General features: G+C 65.7%; 20 protein-coding genes. 13 read left to right on the top strand and 7 right to left on the bottom strand.

Translation table 11 applies throughout. From position 1 onward, the window contains the following. Window positions 1-10: 10 nt before the first annotated feature. Window positions 11-457 carry a tripartite tricarboxylate transporter TctB family protein gene (locus EBB56_RS01125; RefSeq protein ID WP_045991932.1) on the bottom strand — a complete coding sequence of 149 codons (447 nt, stop codon included), beginning with the start codon at window positions 455-457 and terminating at the stop codon, window positions 11-13. Beyond that, the gene (locus EBB56_RS01120) at window positions 444-1,994 is read right to left on the bottom strand and encodes a tripartite tricarboxylate transporter permease (RefSeq protein WP_124802472.1); all 1,551 of its coding nucleotides are present in this window, start codon (window positions 1,992-1,994) and stop codon (window positions 444-446) included. Before EBB56_RS01120 ends, EBB56_RS01125 begins: the two co-directional genes overlap by 14 nt. Window positions 1,995-2,607: 613 nt before the next feature. Between EBB56_RS01120 and xsc the strand changes: the two genes are divergently transcribed. The 4 genes from xsc (at window position 2,608) to EBB56_RS01100 (ending at window position 7,202) form a co-directional block, all read left to right on the top strand. Further along, entirely contained in the window at window positions 2,608-4,428 is a 1,821-nt protein-coding gene (xsc, locus tag EBB56_RS01115; RefSeq protein WP_045991934.1) for a sulfoacetaldehyde acetyltransferase, read from the top strand. A gap of 183 nt (window positions 4,429-4,611) precedes the next feature. Then, window positions 4,612-5,619, top strand: coding sequence for a phosphate acetyltransferase (pta, locus tag EBB56_RS01110; RefSeq protein WP_045991935.1), 1,008 nt, complete (start codon window positions 4,612-4,614; stop codon window positions 5,617-5,619). Window positions 5,620-5,646: 27 nt separating this feature from the next. Further along, window positions 5,647-6,435, top strand: a complete 789-nt coding sequence (locus EBB56_RS01105; RefSeq protein WP_204248926.1) for a TSUP family transporter — start codon at window positions 5,647-5,649, stop codon at window positions 6,433-6,435. 38 nt (window positions 6,436-6,473) lie between these two features. Then, entirely contained in the window at window positions 6,474-7,202 is a 729-nt protein-coding gene (locus EBB56_RS01100) for an aspartate/glutamate racemase family protein (protein ID WP_124802470.1), read from the top strand. On the opposite strand, the gene EBB56_RS01095 is transcribed toward EBB56_RS01100, so the two are convergent. Further along, window positions 7,192-8,124 (bottom strand): LysR family transcriptional regulator, encoded by a 933-nt coding sequence (locus tag EBB56_RS01095; protein ID WP_052704284.1) that lies wholly within the window; start codon window positions 8,122-8,124, stop codon window positions 7,192-7,194. The genes EBB56_RS01100 and EBB56_RS01095 overlap by 11 nt on opposite strands. Window positions 8,125-8,266: 142 nt before the next feature. Between EBB56_RS01095 and EBB56_RS01090 the strand changes: the two genes are divergently transcribed. Next, window positions 8,267-9,679, top strand: coding sequence for a sodium:solute symporter (locus EBB56_RS01090; protein WP_045991937.1), 1,413 nt, complete (start codon window positions 8,267-8,269; stop codon window positions 9,677-9,679). A gap of 189 nt (window positions 9,680-9,868) precedes the next feature. Then, on the top strand, window positions 9,869-11,122 hold the full coding sequence (locus EBB56_RS01085; RefSeq protein WP_045991938.1) for an FAD-binding oxidoreductase: 1,254 nt from the start codon (window positions 9,869-9,871) through the stop codon (window positions 11,120-11,122). Here EBB56_RS01085 and EBB56_RS01080 read toward each other — a convergent pair. Together EBB56_RS01080 and EBB56_RS01075 are read right to left on the bottom strand one after the other, a co-directional pair. Then, window positions 11,119-12,864, bottom strand: a complete 1,746-nt coding sequence (locus EBB56_RS01080; protein ID WP_185696360.1) for a cobaltochelatase CobT-related protein — start codon at window positions 12,862-12,864, stop codon at window positions 11,119-11,121. The two genes, EBB56_RS01085 and EBB56_RS01080, sit on opposite strands and share 4 nt — an antisense overlap. Then, a complete protein-coding gene (locus tag EBB56_RS01075; RefSeq protein WP_124802468.1) occupies window positions 12,861-13,910 on the bottom strand; it encodes a MoxR family ATPase in 1,050 nt (349 codons plus the stop codon). Before EBB56_RS01075 ends, EBB56_RS01080 begins: the two co-directional genes overlap by 4 nt. Window positions 13,911-14,123: 213 nt before the next feature. Between EBB56_RS01075 and thiO the strand changes: the two genes are divergently transcribed. From thiO to EBB56_RS01060, 3 genes are all read left to right on the top strand, one after another. Continuing rightward, window positions 14,124-15,314 (top strand): glycine oxidase ThiO, encoded by a 1,191-nt coding sequence (thiO, locus tag EBB56_RS01070; protein ID WP_124802466.1) that lies wholly within the window; start codon window positions 14,124-14,126, stop codon window positions 15,312-15,314. A gap of 119 nt (window positions 15,315-15,433) precedes the next feature. Further along, window positions 15,434-15,826: a nuclear transport factor 2 family protein gene (locus tag EBB56_RS01065; RefSeq protein WP_045991941.1), complete on the top strand. Its 393-nt coding sequence runs from the start codon at window positions 15,434-15,436 to the stop codon at window positions 15,824-15,826. Between the two features lie 33 nt (window positions 15,827-15,859). Next, window positions 15,860-17,308, top strand: a complete 1,449-nt coding sequence (locus EBB56_RS01060) for an FAD-binding oxidoreductase (RefSeq protein WP_108131560.1) — start codon at window positions 15,860-15,862, stop codon at window positions 17,306-17,308. A 114-nt stretch (window positions 17,309-17,422) separates the two neighbouring features. Here EBB56_RS01060 and EBB56_RS01055 read toward each other — a convergent pair whose 3' ends face one another. Then, window positions 17,423-18,325, bottom strand: a complete 903-nt coding sequence (locus tag EBB56_RS01055) for a LysR family transcriptional regulator (RefSeq protein ID WP_108131561.1) — start codon at window positions 18,323-18,325, stop codon at window positions 17,423-17,425. 117 nt (window positions 18,326-18,442) lie between these two features. Here EBB56_RS01055 and EBB56_RS01050 point away from each other — a divergent pair, with 117 nt between their 5' ends. The 3 genes from EBB56_RS01050 to EBB56_RS01040 are packed head-to-tail and all read left to right on the top strand — an operon-like array spanning window position 18,443 to window position 22,546. Then, window positions 18,443-19,957, top strand: coding sequence for a sodium/glutamate symporter (locus tag EBB56_RS01050; protein WP_124802464.1), 1,515 nt, complete (start codon window positions 18,443-18,445; stop codon window positions 19,955-19,957). Further along, entirely contained in the window at window positions 19,957-21,576 is a 1,620-nt protein-coding gene (locus EBB56_RS01045; protein WP_124802462.1) for an amidohydrolase, read from the top strand. The genes EBB56_RS01050 and EBB56_RS01045 overlap by 1 nt, the downstream gene beginning before the upstream one ends. Continuing rightward, entirely contained in the window at window positions 21,566-22,546 is a 981-nt protein-coding gene (locus EBB56_RS01040; RefSeq protein ID WP_052704285.1) for a GTP-binding protein, read from the top strand. The genes EBB56_RS01045 and EBB56_RS01040 overlap by 11 nt, the downstream gene beginning before the upstream one ends. A 17-nt stretch (window positions 22,547-22,563) precedes the next feature. Here the strand turns inward: EBB56_RS01040 and EBB56_RS01035 are convergent, their stop codons facing one another. Further along, window positions 22,564-24,057 (bottom strand): PLP-dependent aminotransferase family protein, encoded by a 1,494-nt coding sequence (locus EBB56_RS01035; protein ID WP_124802460.1) that lies wholly within the window; start codon window positions 24,055-24,057, stop codon window positions 22,564-22,566. 288 nt (window positions 24,058-24,345) lie between these two features. Here EBB56_RS01035 and EBB56_RS01030 point away from each other — a divergent pair, with 288 nt between their 5' ends. After that, window positions 24,346-25,434 (top strand): TRAP transporter substrate-binding protein, encoded by a 1,089-nt coding sequence (locus tag EBB56_RS01030; protein WP_260425260.1) that lies wholly within the window; start codon window positions 24,346-24,348, stop codon window positions 25,432-25,434. Window positions 25,435-25,459: the final 25 nt, after the last annotated feature.

Raw genomic sequence — 25,459 nt, 5'->3', positions numbered from 1 at the left:
TTTATGCCTTCTACAGAAGTAGGCCTTTGGGAAACTGCACCTTTAACAGTGCAGTGAATACGCCGAAGAGCACCGCCAGAAAGCCGGTACCGATGACGATGTTGAGAAGGATCTTTCGGCTCGAGGAAAGCCCGGGCATATAGACGCTACTGATGACGACGAACCCCACCAGGGTGGTGACGTAGAAGCCGAGAATTCGTAGTGCGAGCAGCAGCAGGAAAAAGATGGCAAGCGCCGGGATGATGCTGCCCCAGGGGATGGAGATGGCGCCTTCCTCGGCCTGGCCTGGGGCCAGGATTTCCACCGCGAGCAGCACGACTGCCAGAGTCAGTACGATCAGTGACACCACTCGGGGAAAGCTGTAGCCGTATGCCCCGCCTGCCCAGGAGGCGGCTACCAGGCCAAGTGCAATGATCAGTGCGCCGAGGGCCACCTGACGCGGTTTAGTGAGCATCATGGTTGGCCTCCGGATGTACCTGGACTCGATGATCGGGCGTCGCACGCTGGCGGGTCTTGCGGGCCTGCCAACTGGCGTAGAGGCTGTAGGCCACCGACAGCAGGCACAGCGAGACCAGCAGGATATTGAGCCAGCCACCGAACATGTAACGCAGCATGCCGTCGCCGGCCTGGGCCAGCATCTGACTCTGCAGGAAGTTGGTTTCGGCAATAGGGCCGAGAATGATGCCGAGTACGATGGGCCCGGGGGTGAAGCCGTACTGCATGCCGAAGTACATCAGAGAGCCCATGGACATCATGATGATGACGTCGGAGAAGCTGTTCTGGACGCTGTAGGTGCCGAAGATGGCCAGCGTGGTCACCGCCGCCGCCATGATGTGGCGAGGAATCCGAATGACGTACTTGCCGATCCCGCTGATCCACAGCCCACACACCACCAGCAGAATCTGGCTGATCAGCAGTGCTCCCATGAAGGTCCAGGCGACCGAGGCATGCTGGGTGAACAGGTCTGGTCCGGGAAAGAGGCCTTGAACCAACAGGCCGCCGAGCAGCACCGCGGCGGTGGGGCTGCCCGGTATGCCAAGCGACAGCATGGGCACCAGTGACGCCCCGACCATGGCGTTGTTGGCACTTTCTGCAGCGATGATGCCCTCCGGCTCGCCCTTGCCGAAATTGTCCTTGTTGTGACTGAATTTCTTGCACTGGTCGTAGGCAATCAGCCCGGCAATCTGGCCACCGGCGCCGGGAATGATGCCGACGATGATGCCGGACAGGCTGCCGATCACCAGCGCCTTGACCTTCTTCAGGTTGAAGATGATCGCCTTGATCACGGAGGTGGGTGCCATGTCGAAGCGTTCGCCGCCGTTGGCACCCTTGGCGCCCTCTACCATCTGCAGCACCTGGGGTATCGCAAACAGGCCGATCAGGGCCGGGATGATGGTGATGCCGCCCTGCAGATGCTCGCTGAAGACGAAGCGTTCGGTGCCGGTCACCGGGTTGAAGCCGATCAGCGAGATCCAGACGCCGATCGCGCCGCCGAGCAAGCCCTTGAGTACCGAGGCGCTGCCCAGAGAGCCGATGACGGTGATGCCGAGGATGGCCGTCCAGAACAGCTCCGGGGGGCCAAACTTCAGCGCCACATTGACCAGGTAAGGGGTCAGGAAGATCAGCACCAGGACCCCCAGCACGCCCCCGACGGCGGAGCTGATAAAGCAGTAGTACAGCGCCTGGGTCGCCTTGCCGGCCTTGGCCATGGGGTGGCCATCCAGCATCGTTGCAATGTTGGCGGGCGCCCCGGGAATGTTGATCAGGATGGCGCTGACCGCGCCGCCGGCGACCGTCGAGGTATACAGAACGCCAAGCAGGATCAGCCCCGAGGTAGCGTCCATCTTGAAGGTGAAGGGGATCAGTAGCGCCACCGCCATCGTCGGACTGAGCCCCGGCGTCGCCCCCAGAATCAATCCGACGATCGTGCCGCCGATCAGGATAAGCAGGTTCCAGCCGCTGAGAACCTGCGGAAGGTAATGCAGTAGTTCCACCTTGAGCCTCCCGTGACGCCACAGGGGCGGGCGTCTGTTGTCGTTGTCATTCAGTTGGGATAAGCGCGTTTGCCTTTGGCGTGCTTTCTTTCACCGGCTTGATGGCGGTCGCATCAAGGTTGGTGAGTGTGTAGAGGGTCTGGATCAAGTCATTTAACAGATGTACATGAGTTGTATGTCTAGAAGTCTCCCGCGTGACTGTCAACGTATTTTTCCCTCCGAAATGCCGCTGCAATGCAGCAATGGCGGGCCTTTCAGCGGGATGCGGGTGTTCGGCAAAAGGAGCGTGATCGATCCTGCAGGCAAGGGTGCAAGGGGCGCGGATGGAGGGGCGGGCGAGCGGTGGGAGGCGCTGCAGGGGCTTGGCGGAGCAAACAGGGTGGCACGACGACGGTCTGTTTTTATAAAAAACGAACCGTAACGTATCAAATAATGAAATTCGTCTTGACCGGGCACGAATCGGCCGCTACCTTTGGATTAAGTTTCGCAAATCGGAACTTATGGTATCGAAAAGCTTGAGGCGACCGATCCGGAGCGGCTCAAGCCAAGACAAGGCCCGAGGCCCTGATGGCCGACGCCGCCAGCATCCGCTTTTGTTCCCTGGAGGAGCCCCATGAGTCACAACGACAACACCAACAAGCGCCAGGTCGTGAAGGGTAAGCAGAAGATGACGCCCTCCGAGGCCTTCGTCGAAACCCTCGTCGCCAATGACGTCACCGACATGTTCGGCATCATGGGCTCGGCCTTCATGGACGCCATGGACATCTTTGCCCCTGCCGGCATTCGTCTGATTCCGGTGGTGCACGAGCAGGGCGCGGCCCACATGGCCGACGGCTATGCCCGTGTTTCCGGCCGCCATGGTGTGGTCATCGGCCAGAACGGCCCCGGCATCTCCAACTGCGTGACCGGCATCGCGGCGGCCTACTGGGCCCACAGCCCGGTGGTCATGATCACACCGGAAACCGGCACCACCGGTATCGGCCTGGGCGGCTTCCAGGAGTGCAACCAGCTGCCGATGTTCCAGGAGTTCACCAAGTATCAGGGCCACGTGACACACCCGGCGCGCATGGCCGAGTACACCGGTCGCTGCTTCGAGCGGGCCATGTCGGAGATCGGTCCGACCCAGTTGAACATTCCGCGTGACTACTTCTACGGCGAGATCGAGGCCGAGATTCCCGAGCCGCGTCGCATCGACCGCGGCCCCGGTGGCGCTCAGTCACTGGACGAGGCGGCGGCCCTGCTGGCCGAGGCCAAGTTCCCGGTGATCGTTTCCGGTGGTGGCGTGGTCATGGCCGACGCGGTGGAAGAGTGCAAGGCCCTGGCCGAGCGCCTCGGCGCGCCGGTGGTCAACAGCTACCAGCACAATGACTCCTTCCCCGCCAGCCATCCGCAGTGGTGTGGTCCGCTGGGCTACCAGGGCTCCAAGGCCGGCATGAAGCTGATCTCCCAGGCCGACGTGGTGCTGGCACTCGGCACCCGTCTCGGGCCCTTCGGTACCCTGCCGCAGCACGGCATGGACTACTGGCCGAAGGACGCCAAGATCATCCAGGTGGACGCCGACCACAAGATGCTCGGCCTGGTGAAGAAGATTTCCGTCGGTATCTGCGGCGACGCCAAGGCCGCCGCGGTTGAGCTGAGCCAGCGCCTCGAGGGCCGTGACCTGGCCTGCGACGCCTCCAAGGACGAGCGTCTTGCCAAGATCAAGGCCGAGAAGGACGCCTGGGAGAAGGAACTCGACGAGTGGACCCACGAGCGTGATCCGTTCAGCCTCGACGCCATCGAGGAAGCCAAGGACGAAAAGCCGTTCTCCGGCGGCGAGTACCTGCACCCGCGTCAGGTGCTGCGTGAGCTCGAGAAGGCCATGCCGGAAGACGTGATGGTCTCCACCGATATCGGCAACATCAACTCGGTGGCCCACAGCTACCTGCGCTTCGAGAAGCCGCGCAGCTTCTTCGCCCCGATGAGCTTCGGCAACTGCGGTTACGCCCTGCCGACCATCATCGGTGCCAAGACCGCCGCGCCGCATCGTCCAGCCATCGCCTACGCCGGTGACGGTGCCTGGGGCATGAGCCTGATGGAGACCATGACCGCCGTGCGTCACGGTATCCCGGTCACCGCGGTGGTGTTCCACAACCGCCAGTGGGGCGCCGAGAAGAAGAACCAGGTCGACTTCTACAATCGTCGCTTCGTGGCCGGCGAGCTCGACAACGAGAGCTTCGCCGAGATCGGCCGCGCCATGGGTGCCGAGGGCATCACCGTGGACCGTCTGGAAGACGTGGGCCCGGCGCTGAAGAAGGCGGTGGACATGCAGATGAACGAGGGCAAGACCTGCATCATCGAGATCATGTGTACCCGCGAACTGGGCGACCCCTTCCGCCGTGACGCCCTGAAGAAGCCGGTGCGTCTCTTGGAGAAGTACCAGGACTACGTCTGATACCGGCGGCGAAGGACTCCCCTGTCTGACTCGCCACGCAAGACTCTCTCGTCCGGTATGACGACATTGCCCTGGCCTGGTGCCAGGGCTTTTTTACATTCGCCAGAGGGTGGTAAAGAGCCCCGGCCGAGTGAAGGGATGGGCGGAGTCTCCGATAACAATGACCCCGGGAGAGCTATTCCGATGAAAGCGCTCAATCATATACGCGACATGGCCCGCCAGGACCCCAGACGTATCGTGCTGTGCGAGGGCGACGATGCGCGGGTGCTCAAGGCAGGACTGGCGGCAAGCCAGGCCGGCTATGCCCGAATCTTGCTGGTGGGGGATCGTCAGGCGATCGACGCCCGGGCCGAGGCCGAAGGGCTCGAGATTGGGGCGATCGAGCTGATCGATCCCGCCGACTCCGAGCACACCGATCGCCTGGCAACGCTCCTGCTGGAACTGCGCGGGCCCAAGGGCATGACGGCCGAGGATGCCGCCCAGCGGGTACGTGAGCCGCTGATCTTTGCCAACCTGATGGTCCGCGACGGCCTGGCCGACGGCTGTGTGGCCGGGGCGGTGCACACCACCGCCGACGTCGTCCGTGCCGCCATCCAGTTGATCGGCAAGGCGCCGGGGGCGAGCCTGGTGTCGAGCTTCTTTCTGATGATGTTGTGCAAGGAGTTCCATAGCCTGAAGGGGGGCATGATCTTCTCCGACTGCGGGCTGGTGGTGGACCCCGACGCCGAGGCGCTGTCGCAGATCGCCATGGCCGCCGCCGACAGTGCCGAGGCGCTGCTCGACGAACCGGCACGGGTGGCGATGCTGTCGTTCTCCACCAGCGGCAGCGCTCATCACGCCTCGGTGGACAAGGTCGTGGAGGCGGCGCGCAAGGTCAAGAACGCGCGCCCGGGCCTGGCCATCGACGAGGACGTGCAGCTCGACGCCGCCATCGTCGCCGAGATCGCCGAGCGCAAGCTGCCGGACTCCAGGGTCAAGGGCAACGCCAATGTGCTGATCTTCCCGGACCTTGAGGCTGGCAATATCGGCTACAAGCTGGCCGAGCGGATCGGCGGCGCCGAGGCTATCGGTCCGCTGCTGCAGGGCCTGGCGCGGCCTGCCAATGACCTCTCGCGGGGCTGCAGCGAAGAGGATATCGTCAACGTGATCGCCGTCACCACGGTCCAGGCCCAGCGCCTGTCGGTGGCGTAACATTCATCTGGCCGGCCGGGAGGGAAGATGACACTGGTACCCGAGGGAATGGAGCTCTCTGGCCTTTTGGCGGTAATACTGATCACGGTGCTGGCAGGCTACCTGCACACGGTGTCCGGGTTCGGTATCGGCATGATCATCATCGGCGTGGCCAGTGGCTTCGAGCTGGTCAGCGTCGCCACCCTGGTGGCGGTGGTCAGTCTGGTGACCCTGGTCAACAGCGCCGTGGCGCTGCCCGGCAAGCTGCATCATCTCGACCGGCGCCATGTGCTGGCGCTGGGGCTCGGCATCGTGCCGTCCATCGGCCTCGGGGTGTGGGCGCTGAACTGGCTGAGCGTCAGCGCCGAGGCGCTGTTGATGCTGATGCTGGGGGCGCTGGTGTTCTACGGCGGGCTCAGCGTGGGCCTGCGGCCGCGCCCACGCGCGGCCGTATCGTCCTCGGCAGGCTTCGCCGCGAACGGCGTCATGACTGGGCTGCTGGCCGGAATGTTCGGCATGCCCGGGCCGCCGGTCATCTACCACTGCTATCGCCAGCCGCTGCCCACCGAGACCATCCGGCTATTGCTGATCGCTTGCTTCGCCATGACCTCGGGGGTGCGCACCCTGTATGTCGGCGCCGCCGGCGGGCTCGATGCCCAGGTCTGGCTGTTGGCGTTGTGGACCCTGCCGGCGGTGGCGCTGGCCACCTGGGCCGGACGCCGCTATCCGCCGCCCTGCAGCGCCGTGCTATTGAGACGAGTGGCCATGCTGACGCTGATGGTGATAGGCGTGGGGCTGATGCTCGACGGCAGCCTGGCGCTGTGGACCAGGGCGTGAGGTTCGCACAGATACTACAACGGAACAGGAGTTTGCCCGTGAGAGTCGCCATGGAAGAGGCACCGCTTGGGGTGCTGTGTCTGGATTCTTCCTTTACCAAGCCGCTTGGTCATCTGCGCAACCCCGACACCTTTCGCCACCCGATACGCTACGAGGTGCTGCAGGGCATCGATATTCCCCGCCTGCTGCATGCACCCGGGGATGAGCTGGGCGCGCTGCTGGTGGACCGCGCCAGGCGTCTGGAGCGTGAGGGGGTGTGTGCCATCGCCGGGAGCTGTGGCTTCATGGCGCGCTATCAGGAACGGGTCGCGGCCGCGGTGACGGTGCCGGTGGTATTGTCCAGCCTGACCCTGCTGCCGTGGCTCGCCAGCGTGCACGGTGGCACAGGACGGATCGGCGTGCTGACCGCAGACGCGGGGGCGCTCAAGCGCGCCCACTTCGTCGGCGCTGGCTGGCAAGGGCCTCTGCCGGTGGTGCAGGGGCTCGAAGACGGTGATGAGTTTCGTCAGGTGATCCTGGAAGGTCGACGCGATGACCTGGATCTCGCCGCCATGGCGCAGGAGCTGGCACAGGCAACCCGAAGACTGAAAGCGCAAGCGCCGCTGGACGCGGTAGTGCTGGAGTGTACCGACCTGAGCGCTTTCGTGGAGGTGGTGCGACGGGAGGCGGGCTGCCCGGTCTACGATATTGTGCCGGCACTCGAGCTGATCCTTCGCTCCGCTGCCGGCAGGCAGCAATCGGCGCCGGACCCGCTCGTCACGGGCTGAGCGGCGACAGCGCGCGCCGGTGCCAGGTGTCGAGTCCCTTTTCCAGATAGGGCAGAAACCGCTGGCACTGGCGCGAACTGGTGTGAAAGCGCGAAGTGATCACGGCGATATCGAGGTCGATGGCGGGAACGAAGGGCAGGATCGCCACGGCGCAGTCGCGACGCATCAGAAAGCTCCAGGCCGAGACCGGGTCCACCAGGGCATGGCCGATGCCGGCATTGACCAGGCTGATGGCGGAAGGGAACAGGTGGGTTTCGGCGGCGATCTGCCAGTCGGCGCCGGCCTGTCTGAGCGCCTGCTTCAACTTGAGTGTGCTCTGGTGGTGCTCGTCCAGGGTCACCAGGGCCTTGCCGTCAAGATCCGCCGCCTCTACCTGAGCAAGGCCCGCCAGCGGGCTGTGGCGCGGTACCGCCAGGTGCATGCGCAGGGACAGGTGGCGGGCATCGAGGTCGTTAAGGTCATCCTGGCGTTCGATCACGCCGACATCGAACTGGCCCTCGGCCACCCAGTCCCGGATCTTGCGCGAGCTGAAGGTCTGCAACGACAGCCGGGTATCGGGATAGTCGGCCAGGTACTCGGCCATGATCCCGGGCATGGCGGTGGGCGAGAGCCCCGGCATGCAGCCCAGGATCAGCTTGCCCGCGCGGCCCTGGCGCAGGCCATCGGCGAGTTCGTCCAGATGTGATACCGACGCCAGTACCTTGTCGACCCCCTCCATCAGATAGCGGGCCTCGGGGGTCAGCTCGGTGCCGTAGTTGTTGCGGCGAAACAGCAAGAACCCCACCTCCTGCTCGAGATTGGCGATGGCCGAACTGACCGCCGGCTGGCTGAGTTCCAGACGACGGGCGGCCTTCGACAGGCTGCCGGTGTGCACAACCTCACGAAATATCTGGAGCTGGCGAAGCTGGTGACGAACCTTCATGGGCGTCCCTCCGGGCGCCCTCGGGAAGTGAGCGAGCGCCTCTAAATTATATTTATGGTTTCATAGTTATCTCAAAGTTGTCTTTATGGCAATGGCGGTCGATGCTGAAACCACCCCCAACAACCATAACGAGGGTAGTTTCATGAATCCCATCGACCTCGGCGGTCTGCTTCTGTATTTCGCGATACTGATCTACATCGGCTATCGCAGCGCCAAGAAGGTCTCCGGCAGCGCGGACTTTGCGGTGGCCGGCAACAAGATCATCTGGCCGGTGCTGTTCGCCACCCTGGCGGCTTCCTTCCTCGGCGGCGGCGCCTCCATGGGGCGTGCCGGCAAGTCCTTCGACGAAGGCTACGCCTTCATGGTCGCCGCCTCGGCCTTCCCCCTGGCCACGGTACTGGCGGGTCTGTTCATCGCCCCCCGGCTCAAGCGCTACGTCAACGCCCAGACCGTAGGCGACATCATGGCGCAGCACTTCGGTGCCAGCGCGCGACTGTTCACCGGCATCTTTTCGCTGGTGTTCTGCATCGGCATCCTCGGCGCCCAGGCCCTGGCGGTGGGCACCGTGTTCCACGCCATCCTCGGTATCGAGGTCTCCACCGGCATCCTGATCGGCATGGCGGTGGTGCTGTTGTATTCCACCGTGGGTGGCATGTGGGCGGTGATCCAGACCGACGTGGTGCAGTTTCTGATGCTGGCGGTGTTCCTGCCGGTGACTATGCTGATCGGCATCCATGATCTGGGCGGCCCCCAGGCGCTGGTGGAGCGGTTGCCCGAGGGCCACTTCAGCCTGATGGGCGACTATTCGGTGGGCATGTTCCTGTCTATCTTCATCGCCTTTCTGCTCGGCGAGACCCTGGTGCCGCCCTACACCCAGCGCGCCCTGTCGGCCCCTGACTCGCGCCACGCTCGTATCGGCTATTCGGTGGCCGGCGGCTTCGGCTTCCTGTTCTATCTGGTCAGCGCCACCATCGGGCTGGTCGCGCTGGTGCTCTATCCGACCATCTCGCCCGACCAGGCGATGCCGACCCTGATCCGCGACGCCCTGCCGGTGGGCATCACCGGACTGGTGCTGGCCTCGCTCCTGGCCGTGGTGATGTCCACCGCCGACTCCTACCTCAACTCGGCGGCGGTGATCTTCGTCGGTGACATCTACAAACCCTTTATCGAGCCTGACGTCAGCGAGAAGAAGCGGCTGTGGATCGAGCGACTGGTCAACCTGCTGATTGGCCTCGGCGCGGTGGTCTTCGCCCTCTACGCCACCTCGATCATCGATGCGCTGCTGCTCAGCTACGCGCTGTGGGCGCCGACCATTCTGCTGCCCTTCGTGTTCGCGGTGCTGTTCGATCTGCGCTGCACCCGCTCGGCGGTCGCCGCCATGCTCGCCGGCGCCCTGGTGACCATCCTGTGGAAGTGGGGCCCGTTCGACCTGCAGGCGGCGACCGGTCTGACCGCGCTGATCGCCGGCGTCATCGCCAATGTGCTGGTGTTTGTACTGGTCTACCGACTGTTCCGCTCGGTCCCCGACGCCCCTGTCACCGCCAAGGCTCAGTGAAGGAGATTCCCATGACCTTGTACGCTCTTGCTCTGTATACCGTCAGTGCCGTCAGCATCCTCACCGCGGTGGGGGTGGGTATCGCCTCCTGGCGCTTCTACCGCGACAACTGAACCCCACGATATCGCCCACAAGACGCGGCTGGCCCCAAGCACGGGCCGGCCGCCCTCGTCCAACAGGAGACTGTGCATGAATACCATCGCCGTCGTGGGTGCCGGCATCGTCGGGCTGGCCGTGGCGCGTTCGCTGGCGGGACGTGGCCACCGGGTACAGCTTTTTGACCCGGGCCCGCCGGGGGAGGGCACCTCCTTCGGCAACGCCGGCCTGATCGCCAACTACGCCACCTCGCCCATGGCCAGTATCGATACCTTGAGGCAACTGCCTGGAGAGCTGTGTCGGCGTGACGCCTCGCTGTCTGTTGACCCTCGCTATCTGGCCCGCCTGGCGGGCTTTGGTCCGCGCTTTCTCAAGGCGGCGACGCCGTCGCGTTTCGCCCGCCACAAGTCGGATCTGGTGGCGCTGATTCAGGATGCGGTCAAGGCTCAGCACGCGTTGCTGGAGTCGCTCGAGGCGCCGGATCTGTACGCCGACACCGGCTGTCTGCAACTCGCCCGCCAAGGCGACCCGCTGGCCGCGACCCTGGAGGCGTCGGCCCGTGCCAAGCGGGCCGATGGGGTGGCCTGTGAGGCGCTTACGGCGCAGGAGGTGCGCGATCTGGAACCCACGATCCATCCCGCGGATCTCGTCGGCGGCCTGTACTTCCCCGAGACGCGCCACCTCAAGGATTCCCTGGCGGTGAGCCGAGCCCTGTGGCAGCGCCTGGCAGGCGAGGGCGTGGTGCAGCATGGTGCCCGCATCAGGGGGTTGGTGCCGCTGGCCGCGGGGGGCTGGCGCCTGATCGGTGAGAAGGGCGAGAACGGCGAGTCCCGTGAGTACCAGGCCGACCAGGTCGTGCTGTGCGCGGGCATCGCCAATGATGCCCTGCTCAAGTCGCTCGGCGTGTCGCTGCCGGTGGTGAGCGAGCGCGGCTACCACGTGCGGCTTGAAACGCCGCTTTCGCTGTCGCGCCCGGTGGGCTGGCTGGCCCGCCACTTCTATGCCACCCCCATGCATGGCGGCGTTCGCCTGGCGGGCACCACCGAGTTTACCGCTCCTGACCGCGCCGCCGACGAGCGCCGCTGGGAAAGGCTCAAGGGCTGGGGGGAAGCGCTGTTCGGACGGCCCCTGAGCCTGGCGGAGCGCTGGATGGGCGTGCGCCACTCGACACCGGACGGCCTGCCGGTGGTAGGGCAGGTAACGGGCAGAAAAGGGCTCTTCGTGGCCTACGGCCACGGCCACCTGGGGCTGACCCAGTCCGCCCACACCGGCGAATTGATCGCGGCCATGATCCACGGCGAAGCCCTGCCTGACTACGTCGCCAGCTTGTCCCCTGCCCGGTTCTAGTAGCGACGCCTCGACAACATCAGCTCCACCACTTCGTCGAGCAGGGCGTTGTCGAGGGTCTGGTCCAGGGCGATGACCCGGTGGCGGGCGTAGTAGGGACTCAGGTCCAGGCCGACGCCGAGGCCGATGATATCGATGGGGCCGGGGCGACGGCCGTTGCCGCCGCCGAAGGTTGCGACCACCGAGCGCAGGTGGTTGTCGAGGTAGTGGCGGTCGTTGGCCAGGTTGGTGGCGCTGTCCGAGGGGCTGCCGTCGGAGATCACCACCAGCAGGCGGCGATTGACGTCTGCCGCCATCAGGCGCTGGCAGGCCCACTCGACCGCTTCACCGTCTATCCCTTCCTTGTACAGGTCGGCCTTGAGCAGGGCGGCAAAGCGCTTTCGCGCGCGTCGCCACGGCTGCTGGGCGTCCTTGAAGATCAGATGGCGCGCCTCGTTAAGCCGTCCCGGCGTGGCGGGGCGCCCGGCCTTGAGCCAGTCGCGCTGGGCTCGGCCGCCGTTCCAGGCGGCGGTGGTGAAGCCCAGCACCTCGCTGTCGACACCGGCCATGTCCAGCGCCCGGGTCAACAGCTCGACCAGCATGGCGATGGACTCGCCGTGGGCCTTCATCGAGCCGGAGCAATCGATCAGCAGGGTGACCTGGGCGTCACTGACCGGACGGTAGCGCTCGCGCCGAAAGACGCGCCGCTCCTGAGGGGAGGAGACGATCTGGGACAGTCGGCGGCCGTCGATGACGCCGCTTTCCTCGCCGTCCTGCCAGCCATCGCGATCGGCCACCGACAGGTGGCGACGAAACTGGCGGGCCAGACGACGCACATTGACCTTCTGGGCGTGCAGGCGCTCGTCCAGGCGCGACCGGTACTCTTCCAACTGGGCCTGACGCACCAGGCTGTCGGCCTCGCGCTCGCTGTCGTAGGCGGTGGTGAAGGCGCGATAACGATGGGCGCCGTCGGCTAGGGTGCGGCTCTGGCCGGTGGCGGCCAGGGGCACCTCGTCGTCGAGTTCGTCCTCGCTGTCGAGCAGCAGTGCCAGCGCCCGGCGTGGGTCCTTGGCTTCGTCCTCGCGCTCGCCCTGGGGCTCGTAACCTTCGAGCTGGGCAGCGATCCAGTCGGCGATGTCGCGGGCGTGACGCTGGAATCCTTGCTGGTCGTGGCGCTCGCGCCGCAGTCCTGCCAGGGCGTGGCCCAGCGCCGGTACGATATTGGCGCGGGTCGCTTCCAGCAAGTCCTCGAATTCCTCGAGCATGGGCGCCGCCATCAGCCGTGACCGGCTGATCTGGATCACGCAGAACAGCAACAGGCCCAGCGCGCTCTCGGTGAGCTGGGCGTGGTGATAGTCCAGCGACCAGCGCTCGAAGCGTGCTTTCAGGTTGCGCGCCATGCCTGGGGCTGGCCCGTCCAGCAGGGCCTCGACCCGACACTGCTCGAGCCAGTCGTAGATCAGTCGCGGCTCGGGTTCCTCGGGGCGCAGGCGCTGGTGCAGCCGGTCGTCGCTGAAGCGCTGGCGCAATGCCAGGGCGTCGCTGACGGCGCGATAGTCGGCGAGCGACAGGCAGTCCTCGGCGAGCTTGAGGTGAGGCGCGCGCAGGGCCACCCGGGACGCCCCTCGGTAGAGCCTGCGACCGGCGTAGAACCAGTCGTGCTCACCGGTATGGGCGCGCAGCACGGCGGCTTCCAGCTCCTCCAGGTACTGCTGGCGGCGCTGGCGGGCGAGCGCCAGCGCCGCCTCGCCCGCTGCGCTCATGGCGCCTCCCCGGCGTCTGCTTTCTTGTCCAGTGAATCGCTGGCCTGTGAATCGTCGTCTGACGACACACTGGCCACGGATTCGCTGAGTTCGGCATCGAAGCAGCGCTGGTAGAACTCGGCGACCAGGGGCCGTTCGTGCTCGTCGCACTTGTTGAGAAACGATAGCCGGAAGGCCAGCGCCGGGTCGCGGAAGATCTCGCAGTTCTCGGCCCAGGTGATGACGGTACGCGGCGACATCAGCGTCGACAGGTCGCCGTTGGCGAAGCCCTTACGGGTCAGTTCGGCCACCGCCACCATGGCGTCGATGTGGCGTCGGCCACGTTCGTTGTCCTTGCTCGGCACCCGGGCGAGCACGATCTTCACTTCCTCGTCGCGGCGCAGGTAGTCGAGCTTGGCGACGATGTTCCAGCGGTCCACCTGAGCGTGGTTGAGCAGTTGGGTGCCCTGGTAGAGGCCGTCCTGGTTGCCTAGCCCCACGGTATTGGCGGTGGCGAACAGACGAAACATCGGATGCGGGCTGATGACCCGGTTCTGATCGACCAGGGTGAACTGGCCGTCGCGCTCCAGAATGCGCTGGATCACGAACATCACGTCGGGACGCCCGGCATCGTACTCGTCGAAGATCAGCGCCACCGGGCGCTGCAGCGACCAGGGCACGATGCCTTCCTGAAACTCGGTGACCTGGACCCCGTCGCGAATGACGATGGCGTCCTTGCCGACCAGATCGAGACGGCTGATATGGCCGTCCAGGTTGACCCTGACGCAGGGCCAGTTGAGGCGGGCGGCCACCTGCTCGATATGGGTCGACTTGCCGGTGCCGTGCAGGCCCTGAACCATCACCCGGCGGTTGCGGGTGAAGCCGGCCAGGATCGCCAGGGTCACGTCGGGATTGAAGCGATAGGCGTCATCGATGGCCGGCACATGGTCGTCGCGCGTCTCGAACACCGGGACTTGGAGGTCGGATTCGATGCCGAAGATTTCCCGGGCGCTGTGCCAACGCTGGGCGGGGAGGGCGTCGTCGAGCAGGGGTGAGGCGTCGGCCATGGTCGTCAATCCTGAAACGCGGTGGAAAGGTGTGTCGTCACTATAGACCTGTTTTAAAAAATAACGCAAATTGTATCGAAAAATGAGATTTGGTGGATCTTGTGTCGCTGCGACGATTGGCCTTTGGCGGTGATAACAGCGGTGATAATGGTGGTGGCAGCGGTCGCGATAGCGGCGCTGAATTGACATGGGCAGACGAGCGAGGAGGCGAGCATGAGCGATGTAGTGGTGGTAGGCGGCGGGGTCATCGGCCTGATGAGCGCCTGGCAGTTGGCCGAGGCGGGGCTTTCGGTGACCCTGGTGGAGCGCGGGCGCTGTGCCCGGGAAGCCTCCTGGGCCGGTGGCGGTATCGTCTCGCCACTCTACCCCTGGCGCTACAGCGCCCCGGTGTCGGCGTTGTCGGCACTATCGGAAGAGGTCTATCCGGGACTCTGCGATGAACTCAGGGAGACCACCGGCGTCGACCCTCAGTTCAGCCGACACGGGCTTCTGTACCTGGCGGTGGAAGATGCCGACGCGGCGCGTCGCTGGGCCAGGTGTCAGGCCAAGCCGCTCGAGGACATCGACGCCGATGCCATCCGCCGGATGGAGCCGGCGTTGGCCGACACCCATTGGGTCCGCCAGGGCCTGGGCGGACTGTGGATGCCGACCCTGGGTAGTCTGCGCAATCCGCGCCTGGGCCGTGCCCTGCGTGCGCGGCTCGAGCGGCATCCAGGGGTCGAGCTGCGCGAGGGCTGTGAGGTGACCGGCTTCAAGGTCGTGGCCGGGCAGATCCAGGGCGTCGACACCGCCACCGGTGGGCTCACCGCGTCCAGGGTGCTGGTATGCGGCGGCGCCTGGAGCGGTGCCCTGCTCAAGCACCTCGGGGTCGGCATGGCGGTGGCACCGGTCAAGGGCCAGATGATGGTGCTGCGACCGGCTCCCGGCACGCCGCGGCCGCTGTCGCGGGTGGTGCTGGCCGATGGGCGCTACCTGATTCCACGGCGTGATGGCCGCATCCTGGTGGGGTCCACCCTCGAGCATCAAGGCTTCGACAAGCGCACCACCAGTGAGGCCCGGGTGTCGCTGTATCGCAGTGCTGTGCGCCTGCTGCCGGCGCTCGCCCGGGCGTCGATCGAGCACCACTGGGCGGGCCTGCGTCCCGGCTCCCCCGGGGGGATACCCTTTATCGGTGAGGTGCCGGGATGTCGTGGCCTCCACGTCAATGCCGGTCACTTTCGCAACGGCCTGGTGCTGGCGCCGGCGGCGGCGCGGCTGGGCGTCGAGCTGATGCTGGGGCGCACCCCTTGCGTGGAACCAGCCCCCTATCGCATCCAGCGCGAAGAGCCGGCGGGCCCTTTCTCTACCGCTGGCTCGACGTCCGTGTCGGGGCTGGCCCAATCGACGGCGGGCAACTGGTGCTAAGTGGCAGACGACCGGCCCCTATAGGCTCAAGGTGAGTCGAGGCGCGCTGCGCCTCGCCACCACTTTGCTGACACAGCGTGGGCGACACCCCCGCGCTGCCAATAACAAGGAGTCTCACCATGAGCCAGCCCGACGCCCAGTTTCTCGCCGACTTCGCCGACGCCCTCAACCGTCACGATATCGATGCGGTGATGTCGATGATGACCGACGACTGCGAATTTCATGCAGTCGCAGGTCCCGACCTGCTCGGCAAGACCTTTCGTGGTCAGCAGGAGGTTCGCGCCGGGCTGCGTGCCGCCTGGGAAAACGCGCCGGACGCCCAATGGCTCGACGGCGTGCATCAGGTCGTGGGAGATCGCGGCTACAGCGAAAGCACCTATAGCGGCACCACCGCCGATGGCATGCGCTCCGAGGCGCGGATGATCGACGCCTTCACCTTCCGTGACGGCAAGATCGCGGTGAAGAACGCCTACCGCAAGCAGCGCCCCGCCACGCCGGTCAACAACGGCTGAGCGACCTCGGATACCTGACTCGGGAGCTTCGACATGCTGGATCTACAGACCCCGCTGGCCGCTTCGTCGGACGATGCCGCCCGGGCCACTCCGGCCCAGGCCCCCTATGATCCCGCCTATGACCCGTTGACCGCCAGGCAGGTCGGTACCGGCTGTGACTATGCGCCGACCTACTGGATCGCCACCGCCGGCGAGCCCCCGGCCGACGATGGCCCGATCGTGGCGGACACCGACGCCGACGTGGTGATCATCGGCTCCGGGTTCACTGGCCTTACGGCGGCGATCTTTCTGGCCGAGCGCTACGGCATCAAGGCCACGGTGCTCGAGGCCAACCGTGTCAGCTGGGGATGCAGCACCCGCAACGGCGGCCAGGCCCAATGTGCCTCGGGGCGGCTCAAGCGGTCTCAGTGGATCCAGCGCTATGGCCTCGATACCGCGCTCAAGTTGCACCGCGAGTGTGTCGAGGGCATGCAGACCTTCAAGTCGCTGATCGCCGATATCGACTGCGACCCGCAGCCCGGCGGGCACCTGTATATCGCCCACAAGGATAGGGTGATGCCGAGCCTGGAGAAGGAGGCGCGGCTTCTGCGCGAGACCTTCGACTACGACGCTCGCATCATCGACGGCGACACCGTCAAGCGCGAGTGGGTGGGCGACAGCGAGGCGGCCGGCGCCATGCACGAGCCCGAGGGCATCGGTATCCACGCCGCCAAGCTGGCCTTCGGCTACCATCGCAAGGCGCGCGCTCTGGGGGTGAAGATCCACCCGGCGAGCCCGGTGCTGGGCTGGGAGACCCATGGCGACGTGCACCATCTGCGCACGCCAGGAGGCGTGGTCAAGGCGCGGGCGGTGGGCATGGCCACCGGCGGCTACGTCACCGGCCAGCTGAGCCCCCACCTCAAGAACCGGCTGCTGCCGATTCTGTCGAACTCCATGGTCACTCGGCCGCTGAGCGAGGCCGAGATCGAGGCCACCGGTTTCCGCACCCGTCAGGTGCTGACCGACACCCGAATCCTGCGCCACTACTATCGGCTGCTGCCGGACAACCGCGTGCAGATCGGCAGTCGCAGCGCCATCAGCGGCCGCGATGCCCCCAGGGAGCGCTACGCGGCGGTGCTCAGGGGCGATCTGGAGCGCAAGTTCCCGGCGCTTGCCGGCATCGAGATCGACTACTCCTGGTGGGGCTGGGTCGACGTCAGCCACGACATGATGCCGCGCATCCATCAGCCGGACCCGAAGGAGAGCGTCTACTACGCCCTGGGCTATGGCGGCAACGGGGTGATGTACTCGGCCCAGGCCGGCAAGCGCCTGGCCCAGTGGATCGCCGGGGAGGGCAGGTCGCTGGATCTGCCGATCTTCACCTCGAAGCTGCCCTTTCCCAACCTGCGCGAACGTATCGAGTCGGAGGCCTTCGCCCCCTTCCGCCGATTCGGCCAGCGCTTCCTCTATCGCTACTACTACTTCAAGGATGAGGTGCTCTGAACCCGATCGGTCCCGTTCTGGATATGGGTAACCCTCACGACGATGCCGCGACCTTGGGGTCGCGGCTTTTCAATGTCTGTGGTGCTGCGGTGGGTGCTGCGGCGGGTGCTGTCGCTACTTCACTTCCTCCGGTGGCAGCATCTTGTCGAGGCGGTCGAGAAAGGCCTGCTGAACCGCTGTCACGCCGTCTTCCCGCCAGGCCACCTCGGTGACCAGGCACTCCTTTACCCCCTCCAGCGGCAGTAGGGTGACGCCCTTGCGCACATAGTTGGTGGCGCACTCCAGGTGCACGGTGACGCCGAAGTCGCAGGCGACAAAGGCAAACATGGTCTCGCTGTTGAAGGTCTCCTGGGCGACATGGGGTTCGAAGCCCGCCTGCCGACAGATCTGCTCGAGCATCTGGCGAAAGTGTAGCCACATGCTGCGGGCGCCAAGAATGAACGGCTCCCGGGCCAACTCCTCCAGCCGGATGCTCTTGCGCCCGGCCAACGGGTGGTTGTCACCGACCGCGGCGATAAAGTGATCTCGCTGGATGGGACGGGAACGCAGCCCCGGGGTCAGCACCGGGCCGGTAACGAAGCCGAAGTCCAGGCGTCCCTCGGTCAATTCGTCGAGCTGCTGGGCGGTGGAGCCGAAGCTCAGGTCGAAGTGGATGTCCGGATTCTGGCGGCGAAAGTCGTCCAATAGTGCCGGCAACTCACCGGTGATGGCGAAGTCGGTGTAGCCGATGGCCAGCCGGCCCAGTTCTCCACGGCCCGCTCGCTGCGTCTTGAGCACCGCATCATCGACCTGGCGCAGTATCTGGCGGCTCTCCTCGAGCATGATGCGTCCCGGATCGGTGAGGCGGACCTGGCGATTGTTGCGCACGAACAGCGCTTCACCGATGGCGTCCTCGAGCTGAGCGATGGTGCGACTCAGCGCCGGCTGGGCGACGTTGAGACGCTCGGCGGCGCGGCGAAAGTGCAGGCTGTCGGCCACGGCGACAAAGGCGTAAAGGTGGCGAAGCTCAATGCGCATTGATGCCTCTCAGGTATCAAGGGAACGTTAAATGATATTATACGCGCAACGATGGCGTGCCTAGGCTGGAAGTGTTCGCTTCACTTCCAACAACGACAACGTCGAGGTGACTCCATCATGCAAGACTCCTTTCACGGGGTGATCGCCTTCGCGCTGCTTGCCCTCATGCTGTGGGTCGGCAGCCAGCTGAGAAGCCGGCTGAGCTGGCTTCGGGCCTCGCTGGTTCCGGCCAGCATCGTCGGCGGCCTGATCGGTTTCCTGGCGCTTTCGCTGGATCTGCTGCCGGGCTACTCACCCGCCGACTTCACCGCTCTGACCTTTCATTTCTTCACCCTGAGCTTCATGTCGCTATGCCTTACCGGGGGTGGTCGCCAGGACGCGCCCGGTGGTGGCGGCAGTATCGTGCGCGGCGGACTCTGGCTGACGCTTGCCTGGAGCATCAGCCTGGGCATGCAAGGTGCCATCGGCTTTCTGGTGGTGACCGGCTATGACGCCGTGACCGGCAGCGACGTCAGCGGATTTCTGGGAGCCATCGTGACCCACGGCTTTACCCAGGGGCCGGGCCAGGCGCTGACCTACGGCACCATCTGGGAGACCGAGTACGGCATCGCCAATGCCGCCCAGGTGGGGCTGATCTATGCCTCTCTGGGATTCTTGATGGCGTTTGCCCTGGGCGTGCCGCTTGCCCGGCGCTACCTGACCAAGGGGTTGAACGCCAATCGCGCCTCGCGCCTGGATGACAACTTTCGCCTGGGCTTCTTTACCCGGGCGGGCGACGACGAGGGCAACCAGCAGGCTCCCGGGATGGGGCGCATGGTGTCGCACCCGGGCAATCTGGATTCGCTGGCCTACCATCTGGGCCTGCTTGCCATCGCCTACGTGATCACCCACCTGTGGCTGACCTTCGTGCAGGGCATCATCGGCAATGCCTCGCCGTTCGGCATCAACGTCGGGGTGCTGTTCAGCCACAACCTGTTCTTTCTGCACGGGCTGGGTGTCTGCGTGCTGATGCGCATGGTGATCGATCGGCTCGGGCTTTCCCACCGTGTCGATGACGAGACGCTCAAGCGGATCACCGGCAGCGCGGTGGACTTCATGGTGGTGGGGACCCTCATGAGCATCCAGTTCGCGGTGCTCTACGCGCTGCTGGCGCCGATCCTGCTGGTGACCGTGACGGTGACGATCGTCACCCTGGTGGGCTGTCTGTTGATCGGGCGGTTGAGCGGCAATCTGGGACCAGAGCGTACCGTGACCTCGTTTGGATGCTGCTGTGGCTCCACCGGTACCGGGCTCTTGCTGTTGCGCATGATGGACGCCGACTTTTCCACCTCGGTGCCCAAGGAGCTTGCCTTCTTCAATCTGGCCATCGTGGTGGTCAACCTGCACATCCTGATGATCTTCGCCCCCATCGTGCCGTCGCTGACGCCGGCGATCTATCTGCTGGTGTTCGGCGGCACCGCCATCGCCCTGATCGCCTGCATCCCGCTGATGCTGATGTGGGGGCGGCACGGCAGAGCCTCATCGCCCTCGTCGGGCTGGGCCGAGGGTGTTCCCACCCAAGGCCATGCCGCTGCCCAGTCAGACTCAGCCTCCGCGTCTTCGCCCACCATCAGCAAGGGAGCTGCCTCCTGATGAGCATCACCGTCTATCCCGCTCGACGCATCCTGACCATGAATCCGTCCCAGCCCGAGGCGACCCATGTCGCGGTGCAGGGAGATCGCATCCTGGCGGTGGGGGATGCGCAAGCCATGCCAACCGACGCCCGCATCGATGATCGCTTTGCCGACAAGGTGATCCTGCCGGGCTTCGTCGAAGGCCACAGCCACGCTCTGGAAGGCGCCATGTGGGACTACCTCTATCTCGGCTATTTCAGCCGGGTCGATGCTGAGGGCAAGGAGTGGCCGGGGCTGAAGAGCGTCGCCGAGATGCAGGCCCGGCTGCGCCAGCATGCCGAGAGCCTGCCGCCGGGCGAGCCGCTGGTCGCCTGGGGCTTTGATCCGGTCTACTTTCCCGGCCAGCGCTTAAGTCGCCACCAGCTCGACGAGGCGGTGGGAGATCGACCGCTGGTGGTGCTGCACGCAAGCCTGCACGTGATGACCGTCAATTCGGCCATGCTGGCACTGTCCGGCATCAGCGAGGGGCCGCGGGTCGAGGGCATCATGCTCGACGAGGACGGCCAGCCCAATGGCGAGCTCCAGGAAATGGCCGCCATGTTCGTGGTGTTCGATGCCCTTGGCAGGAATCTGTTCGAGGCGGTGGCGTCACCCGAGGTGCTCAGGCGCTACGGCGCCATCGCGGCGGCCAAGGGCGTCACCACCATCACCGATCTGTACAACCCCTTGAGCGATGACGCCATCGCCTCGATGGTCGAGGTGACCCGGGAGGCCGATTTTCCGGTGCGCCTGGTGCCGGCCATGGGGGTGCTGGCGTGGTCGGCCGAGGAGGGCATCGCGCGGCTCCAGGCGGCGATGGGCCACAGCCATGAGCGGCTGGTGTTTGGCCCGGCCAAGCTGATGACCGACGGCTCGATCCAGGGCTATACCGCGCGGCTGAAGTGGCCCCACTACCATGACGGTCATCCCAACGGGCTGTGGAACGCCGAGCCAGAGGGACTGGTGGCGCTGGTGCACGCCTACCACCAGGCGGGGCTTCAACTGCACATTCACACCAACGGTGACGAGGCCGTGGAGTTGATGCTGGACGCCCTGGAGGAGGCGCTGACCCTATGGCCGCGCTTCGATCACCGCCATACCCTGCAGCACTGCCAGATCATCGACCATGCCCAGTTACGTCGCGCCGCCCGTCTTGGACTGTGCCTGAACATGTTCGCCAATCATCTCTACTACTGGGGCGATGTGCACCTGGAACGCACCCTGGGACCGACGCGCTGCCAGCGCCTGGAGCCGCTGGCCTCGGCCCGCCGACTGGGCATCGTCACCGCCATCCACAGCGATGCGCCGGTGACCCCGCTGGGGCCGCTGTTCACCGCCTGGTGTGCGGTCAACCGGCAGAGCGCCAGTGGCCAGACGCTGGGTCACCATGAGGCGGTGAGCGTGGAAGATGCACTGGAAATGATCACCCTGGGCGCTGCCATCACGCTGGGTATGGACGACCGTGTGGGTAGCCTGGACGTCGGCAAGTTTGCCGATATGGCGGTACTGGACGACGACCCATTGCAAGTTTCAGCACAGGATCTGCGACACATCCGGGTACACGCCACGGTGTCGGGAGGACAGGTGCATGAGGTGTGATGATCGGGTGCCGGTGACGGTGATCGCAGGTTTCCTGGGGGCGGGCAAGACCAGTTATCTCAACCGTCGGCTGGCGTCGGGGGATATCGAGGATGCTCTGATTCTGGTCAACGACGTCGGCGAGGTGAACGTCGATGTAGCGGCGATCGACTACCGCGATGATCGAGTGCTGTCGCTGTCCAACGGCTGCGTCTGCTGCACCCTGGGGGGCACCCTGGCCGAGCAGCTGTCCCAGGCGCTGCGACTCAAGGCCAGGCCAACGGAAATTCTGATCGAGGCCAGCGGCGTGGCCAATCCTCAACGGATCGCCGATATCGCCAGGCTGGCGCCGGGGCTTGAGCTTGCCGATATCGTGGTACTGGTGGATGCGAGCCAGGCTGGCCGTCTGGCGCTGGACGCCCAGGTGGGGGAGTTATGGCGCGCCCAGGTGCACGCCGCCCATCGTCTGCTGGTCAATCGTCTGCCCCAAGAGGACAGCGCGCGCGACCAGCTGCTCGGGTGGCTGGGCCAGCTCGCCCCTGGTGCGGCGGTGGCGACAGAGCCGGTACAAGTCGCTCCCGCGTCGTCCAGGACGACGTCCTCTGGCCCGGCCTTTTGGCAGGGAAATGGCGCCAAGGCATCGGCGGAGCCGTTCGCCGTGCGTGCCCGACACTCGGGGCTGACCGATGCCACCCTGCACCTTCGCCACTCCCTGGTGGCCGAGGAGCTGCAAGTGCTGCTCGAGCGCTACCGCGACTGCCTGTTTCGCGCCAAGGGTTTTGTCCGCTGTCGGCTGGCGGACGGGGAAGAATGGCGAAGTCTGCAGTTGAGCGGGCAGCGCCTCGCCTGGCAGAGCCACGGGCCGCCCGCTACCGGCGCCGTGCTGGTGTGCATCGGGCGTCGGGGCGAACGCTTTACCCGGTTGATGGAGGAGCTTGCGCAGCTCGACAGCGAGACTGATACGGCGCCGATGGCACCGATCGGGCGCTAGCCCAGTGCCTCCCGGATTCAGCCGGTGCGACGTGCCTGGGGCAGCAAGGCCGCCAGGCGTTCGATGCCGCGCTCGATGCGGGTCTCGTCGATGGCCGAGAAGCCGAGCCTCAGGGTGGGGCGAGGCGCCGGGGTCAGGAAGTGCACCTCGCCGTTCTCGATCAGGATGCTGTGCTCCTCGGCCAGCCGCTTCAGCAGTGCCACGTCAGTGTCGGCGGGGGCCTCCAGCCAGAAGCAGGAGCCGCCGAAGGTGGAGCGGATACGCAGCTCGGGCAGGTGGGATGCGAGGGCGTCACGCATCAACAGCCAGCGGCGCTGGTAGGTCTGGCGAATCTGGCGCAGCAGCGCGTCGTGGTAGCCGCGGTCGAGAAACAGCGCCACGCTGCGCTGGTTGTTGGTGGCGGGGTGGCGCAGCATCAGCCGGCGCAGGGCGCGCGCCTCGGCGATAAAGGCGGGGGGCGCCACCATGTAGCCGAGCCGAAGGCCCGGCGCCAGGGTCTTGGACAGGCTGCCCACGTAGATCACCCGGCCATCGCTATCGAGGCTCTTGAGTGCCGGCGTCGGGTTGTCGACGAAGTTGGTCTCGCTCTCGTAGTCGTCCTCGATGACCAGATAGTTGTTGGCGCTGGCGCTGTCGAGCAAGTCGCGGCGGCGCTGCATCGGCAGGGTCACGCCGGTGGGCGACTGGTGGCTCGGGGTGACGTAGGCCAGGTGGCAATCGGCCAGGCGCTGGTCGATCACCAGGCCCTGGTCGTCCACGTCCACCGCGACGATTTCGTCGGTGAAGGTGCGGGCGATATTGACCATGTCGACGTAGCCAGGGTTCTCCATGGCGAAGCGTCGACCCGCCCCCAGGATCAGCATGGCGGTGATCCATAGCGCCTGCTGGGCGCCCACGGTGATCAGGATCTCCTCCGGTCGGGCCCAGACGCCACGGCGGGGCAGCAGTCGCTGGTGGATCTGTTCGATCAGCAGCGGGTCGTCTTCGCTCAGGTGGTCTGCCGACCAGCGGCGGATGGCGGGTACGCTGACCGAGTCGCGGCTGCACTCCCGCCAGTGCTGGGTGGGAAACAGGTTGGGATCGATCTGGCCGTAGAGGAAGGGGTAGTCATAGTCGAGCCAGTTGGCCGGCTTGACGATGGTCGGCTGGCGCGAGGGTCGCATCGTCAACAGCTCGTCCCAGGGCGTCGCTGTGCCGGAGTGGGAGGTGGCGCTGGCGGCTGGGGGGGCGATGTCGGCTGGGGGCGTGACGCGTCCGGCGAGGATATCCGGATTGACGAAGTAGCCGCTGCGCTCCCGGGCGACCAGGTAGCCGTCGTCCAGCAGTTGCTCGTAGGCGATCATCACCGTGTTGCGGGCCACGCCCAGCTCCTTGGCGAGCTTGCGGCTCGAAGGCAGGGCCTCACCGGTGGGCAGATGCCCCTCGAGGATGGCGTGGGCGATCTGCTCGCGAAGCTGGCACTGAAGGCTTTCCTGACGCTTTGCGTCGAGTCGAAACAGGGGGGCGCTCATACCGACGACGGGTTCCCGGATGGTGGTTGTTGGACGAGTTCCGGCGTGGCCCAGGCCTGGCGGCCACGCTTGCCTACGATCTTACAGCGTCGACGTCTTGTCGAGGGCTCGCGGGTGCCTGGCCCAATCGATGTGGGGCCACTGGTCCTATGGCGTCGATGCTCGACGGGGGAGAGTGAGTCACATGGCGGGTCGGACCTGACGGCGCTCGCCAGCCAATGACGATCAAGATGTGACACCCGCAACAAGATTCCGCTTTAAGCGGCACAACAATGATGGGAGTTCCGCATGCACACCAAGTCCCCTTTCCTCCGCACCACGCCCCCGCGCAACATGACTCCTGCGGCCATCGGCGCTGCCGCCTCGACCCGGCGCCTGGGCCCACGCCCGCTGGTGGCGGCGGTCGCCCTGGCGCTGCTGGGCGCCGCTGGCTCGGCCCAGGCGGCGACCTGGAAGATGGCGCTGGGCGACGCCGCCGGTGGCACCCAGCATGAGATGGGACAGACCTTCGCCAAGCTGATCGAGGAAAAGTCCGGCGGCGACGTCAGCGTGGACCTGTTTCCCAACGGCCAGCTGGGCAGTGAGCAGGACACCGTCAACAACGCCAGCATGGGCCTGCTCGACCTGTCGGTACTGGCGATCAACAACATCACGCCGTTCTCGCCGACGGTCGGGGTGATGACGCTGCCCTACGTGATCCAGAGTCCCGAGGATGCCCGCACCCTGACCCAGGGCGAGATCGGCCAGGAGATGGTCGACAACACCATCCGTGACGCCGGCGTGCGGATACTGGGCTGGGCCTACTCCGGCTGTCGCCGTCTGACCAACTCGGCGAGGCCAGTGGCGAGCCCCGAGGATCTGGATGGCCTGGTCATCCGGGTGCCCAAGAACGAGATCATGATCTCCGCCTACCAGTCCTGGGGCGTCAATCCCAACCCGCTGGCCTGGTCGGAAACCTTTACCGCCCTGCAGCAGGGCGTCGTCGACGGCCAGGACAACCCCTACATCACCATCGACGCGATGAAGTTCTACGAGGTCCAGGATCACGTCACCGACAGCTGTTATGTGTTCTCCATGGAGCCGTTGATCATGGGTGAAGGCATGTTCCAGAGCCTGTCCGAGGAGGAGCAGCAGTGGGTGCTGGAGGCTGCTCAGGAGGCCACCGATCACAGCTACGAGTATCTGCTGGCCCAGGAAGACGCGATCAAGACCCGGCTGGTGGAAGAGCACGGCATGGAGATCACCGAGCCCGCCGACGGCGAGCAGGCGTGGATCGAACAGGCCACCGCCATCTGGCCCGACTTCTACGACAGCATCGGCGGCAAGGCCAAGCTCGACGAGGCGCTCGCCGCGCTGGGACGTGAGCCAGCCCCCTGATCTGTCACGACGTCGCTATCGTCTT

This window comes from Halomonas sp. YLB-10, assembly GCF_003856855.1.
GTDB lineage: Bacteria > Pseudomonadota > Gammaproteobacteria > Pseudomonadales > Halomonadaceae > Halomonas > Halomonas litopenaei.
The sequence above is the reverse complement of the archived record's forward strand: the minus strand, read 5'-3'. Positions and strand labels throughout refer to the sequence as shown.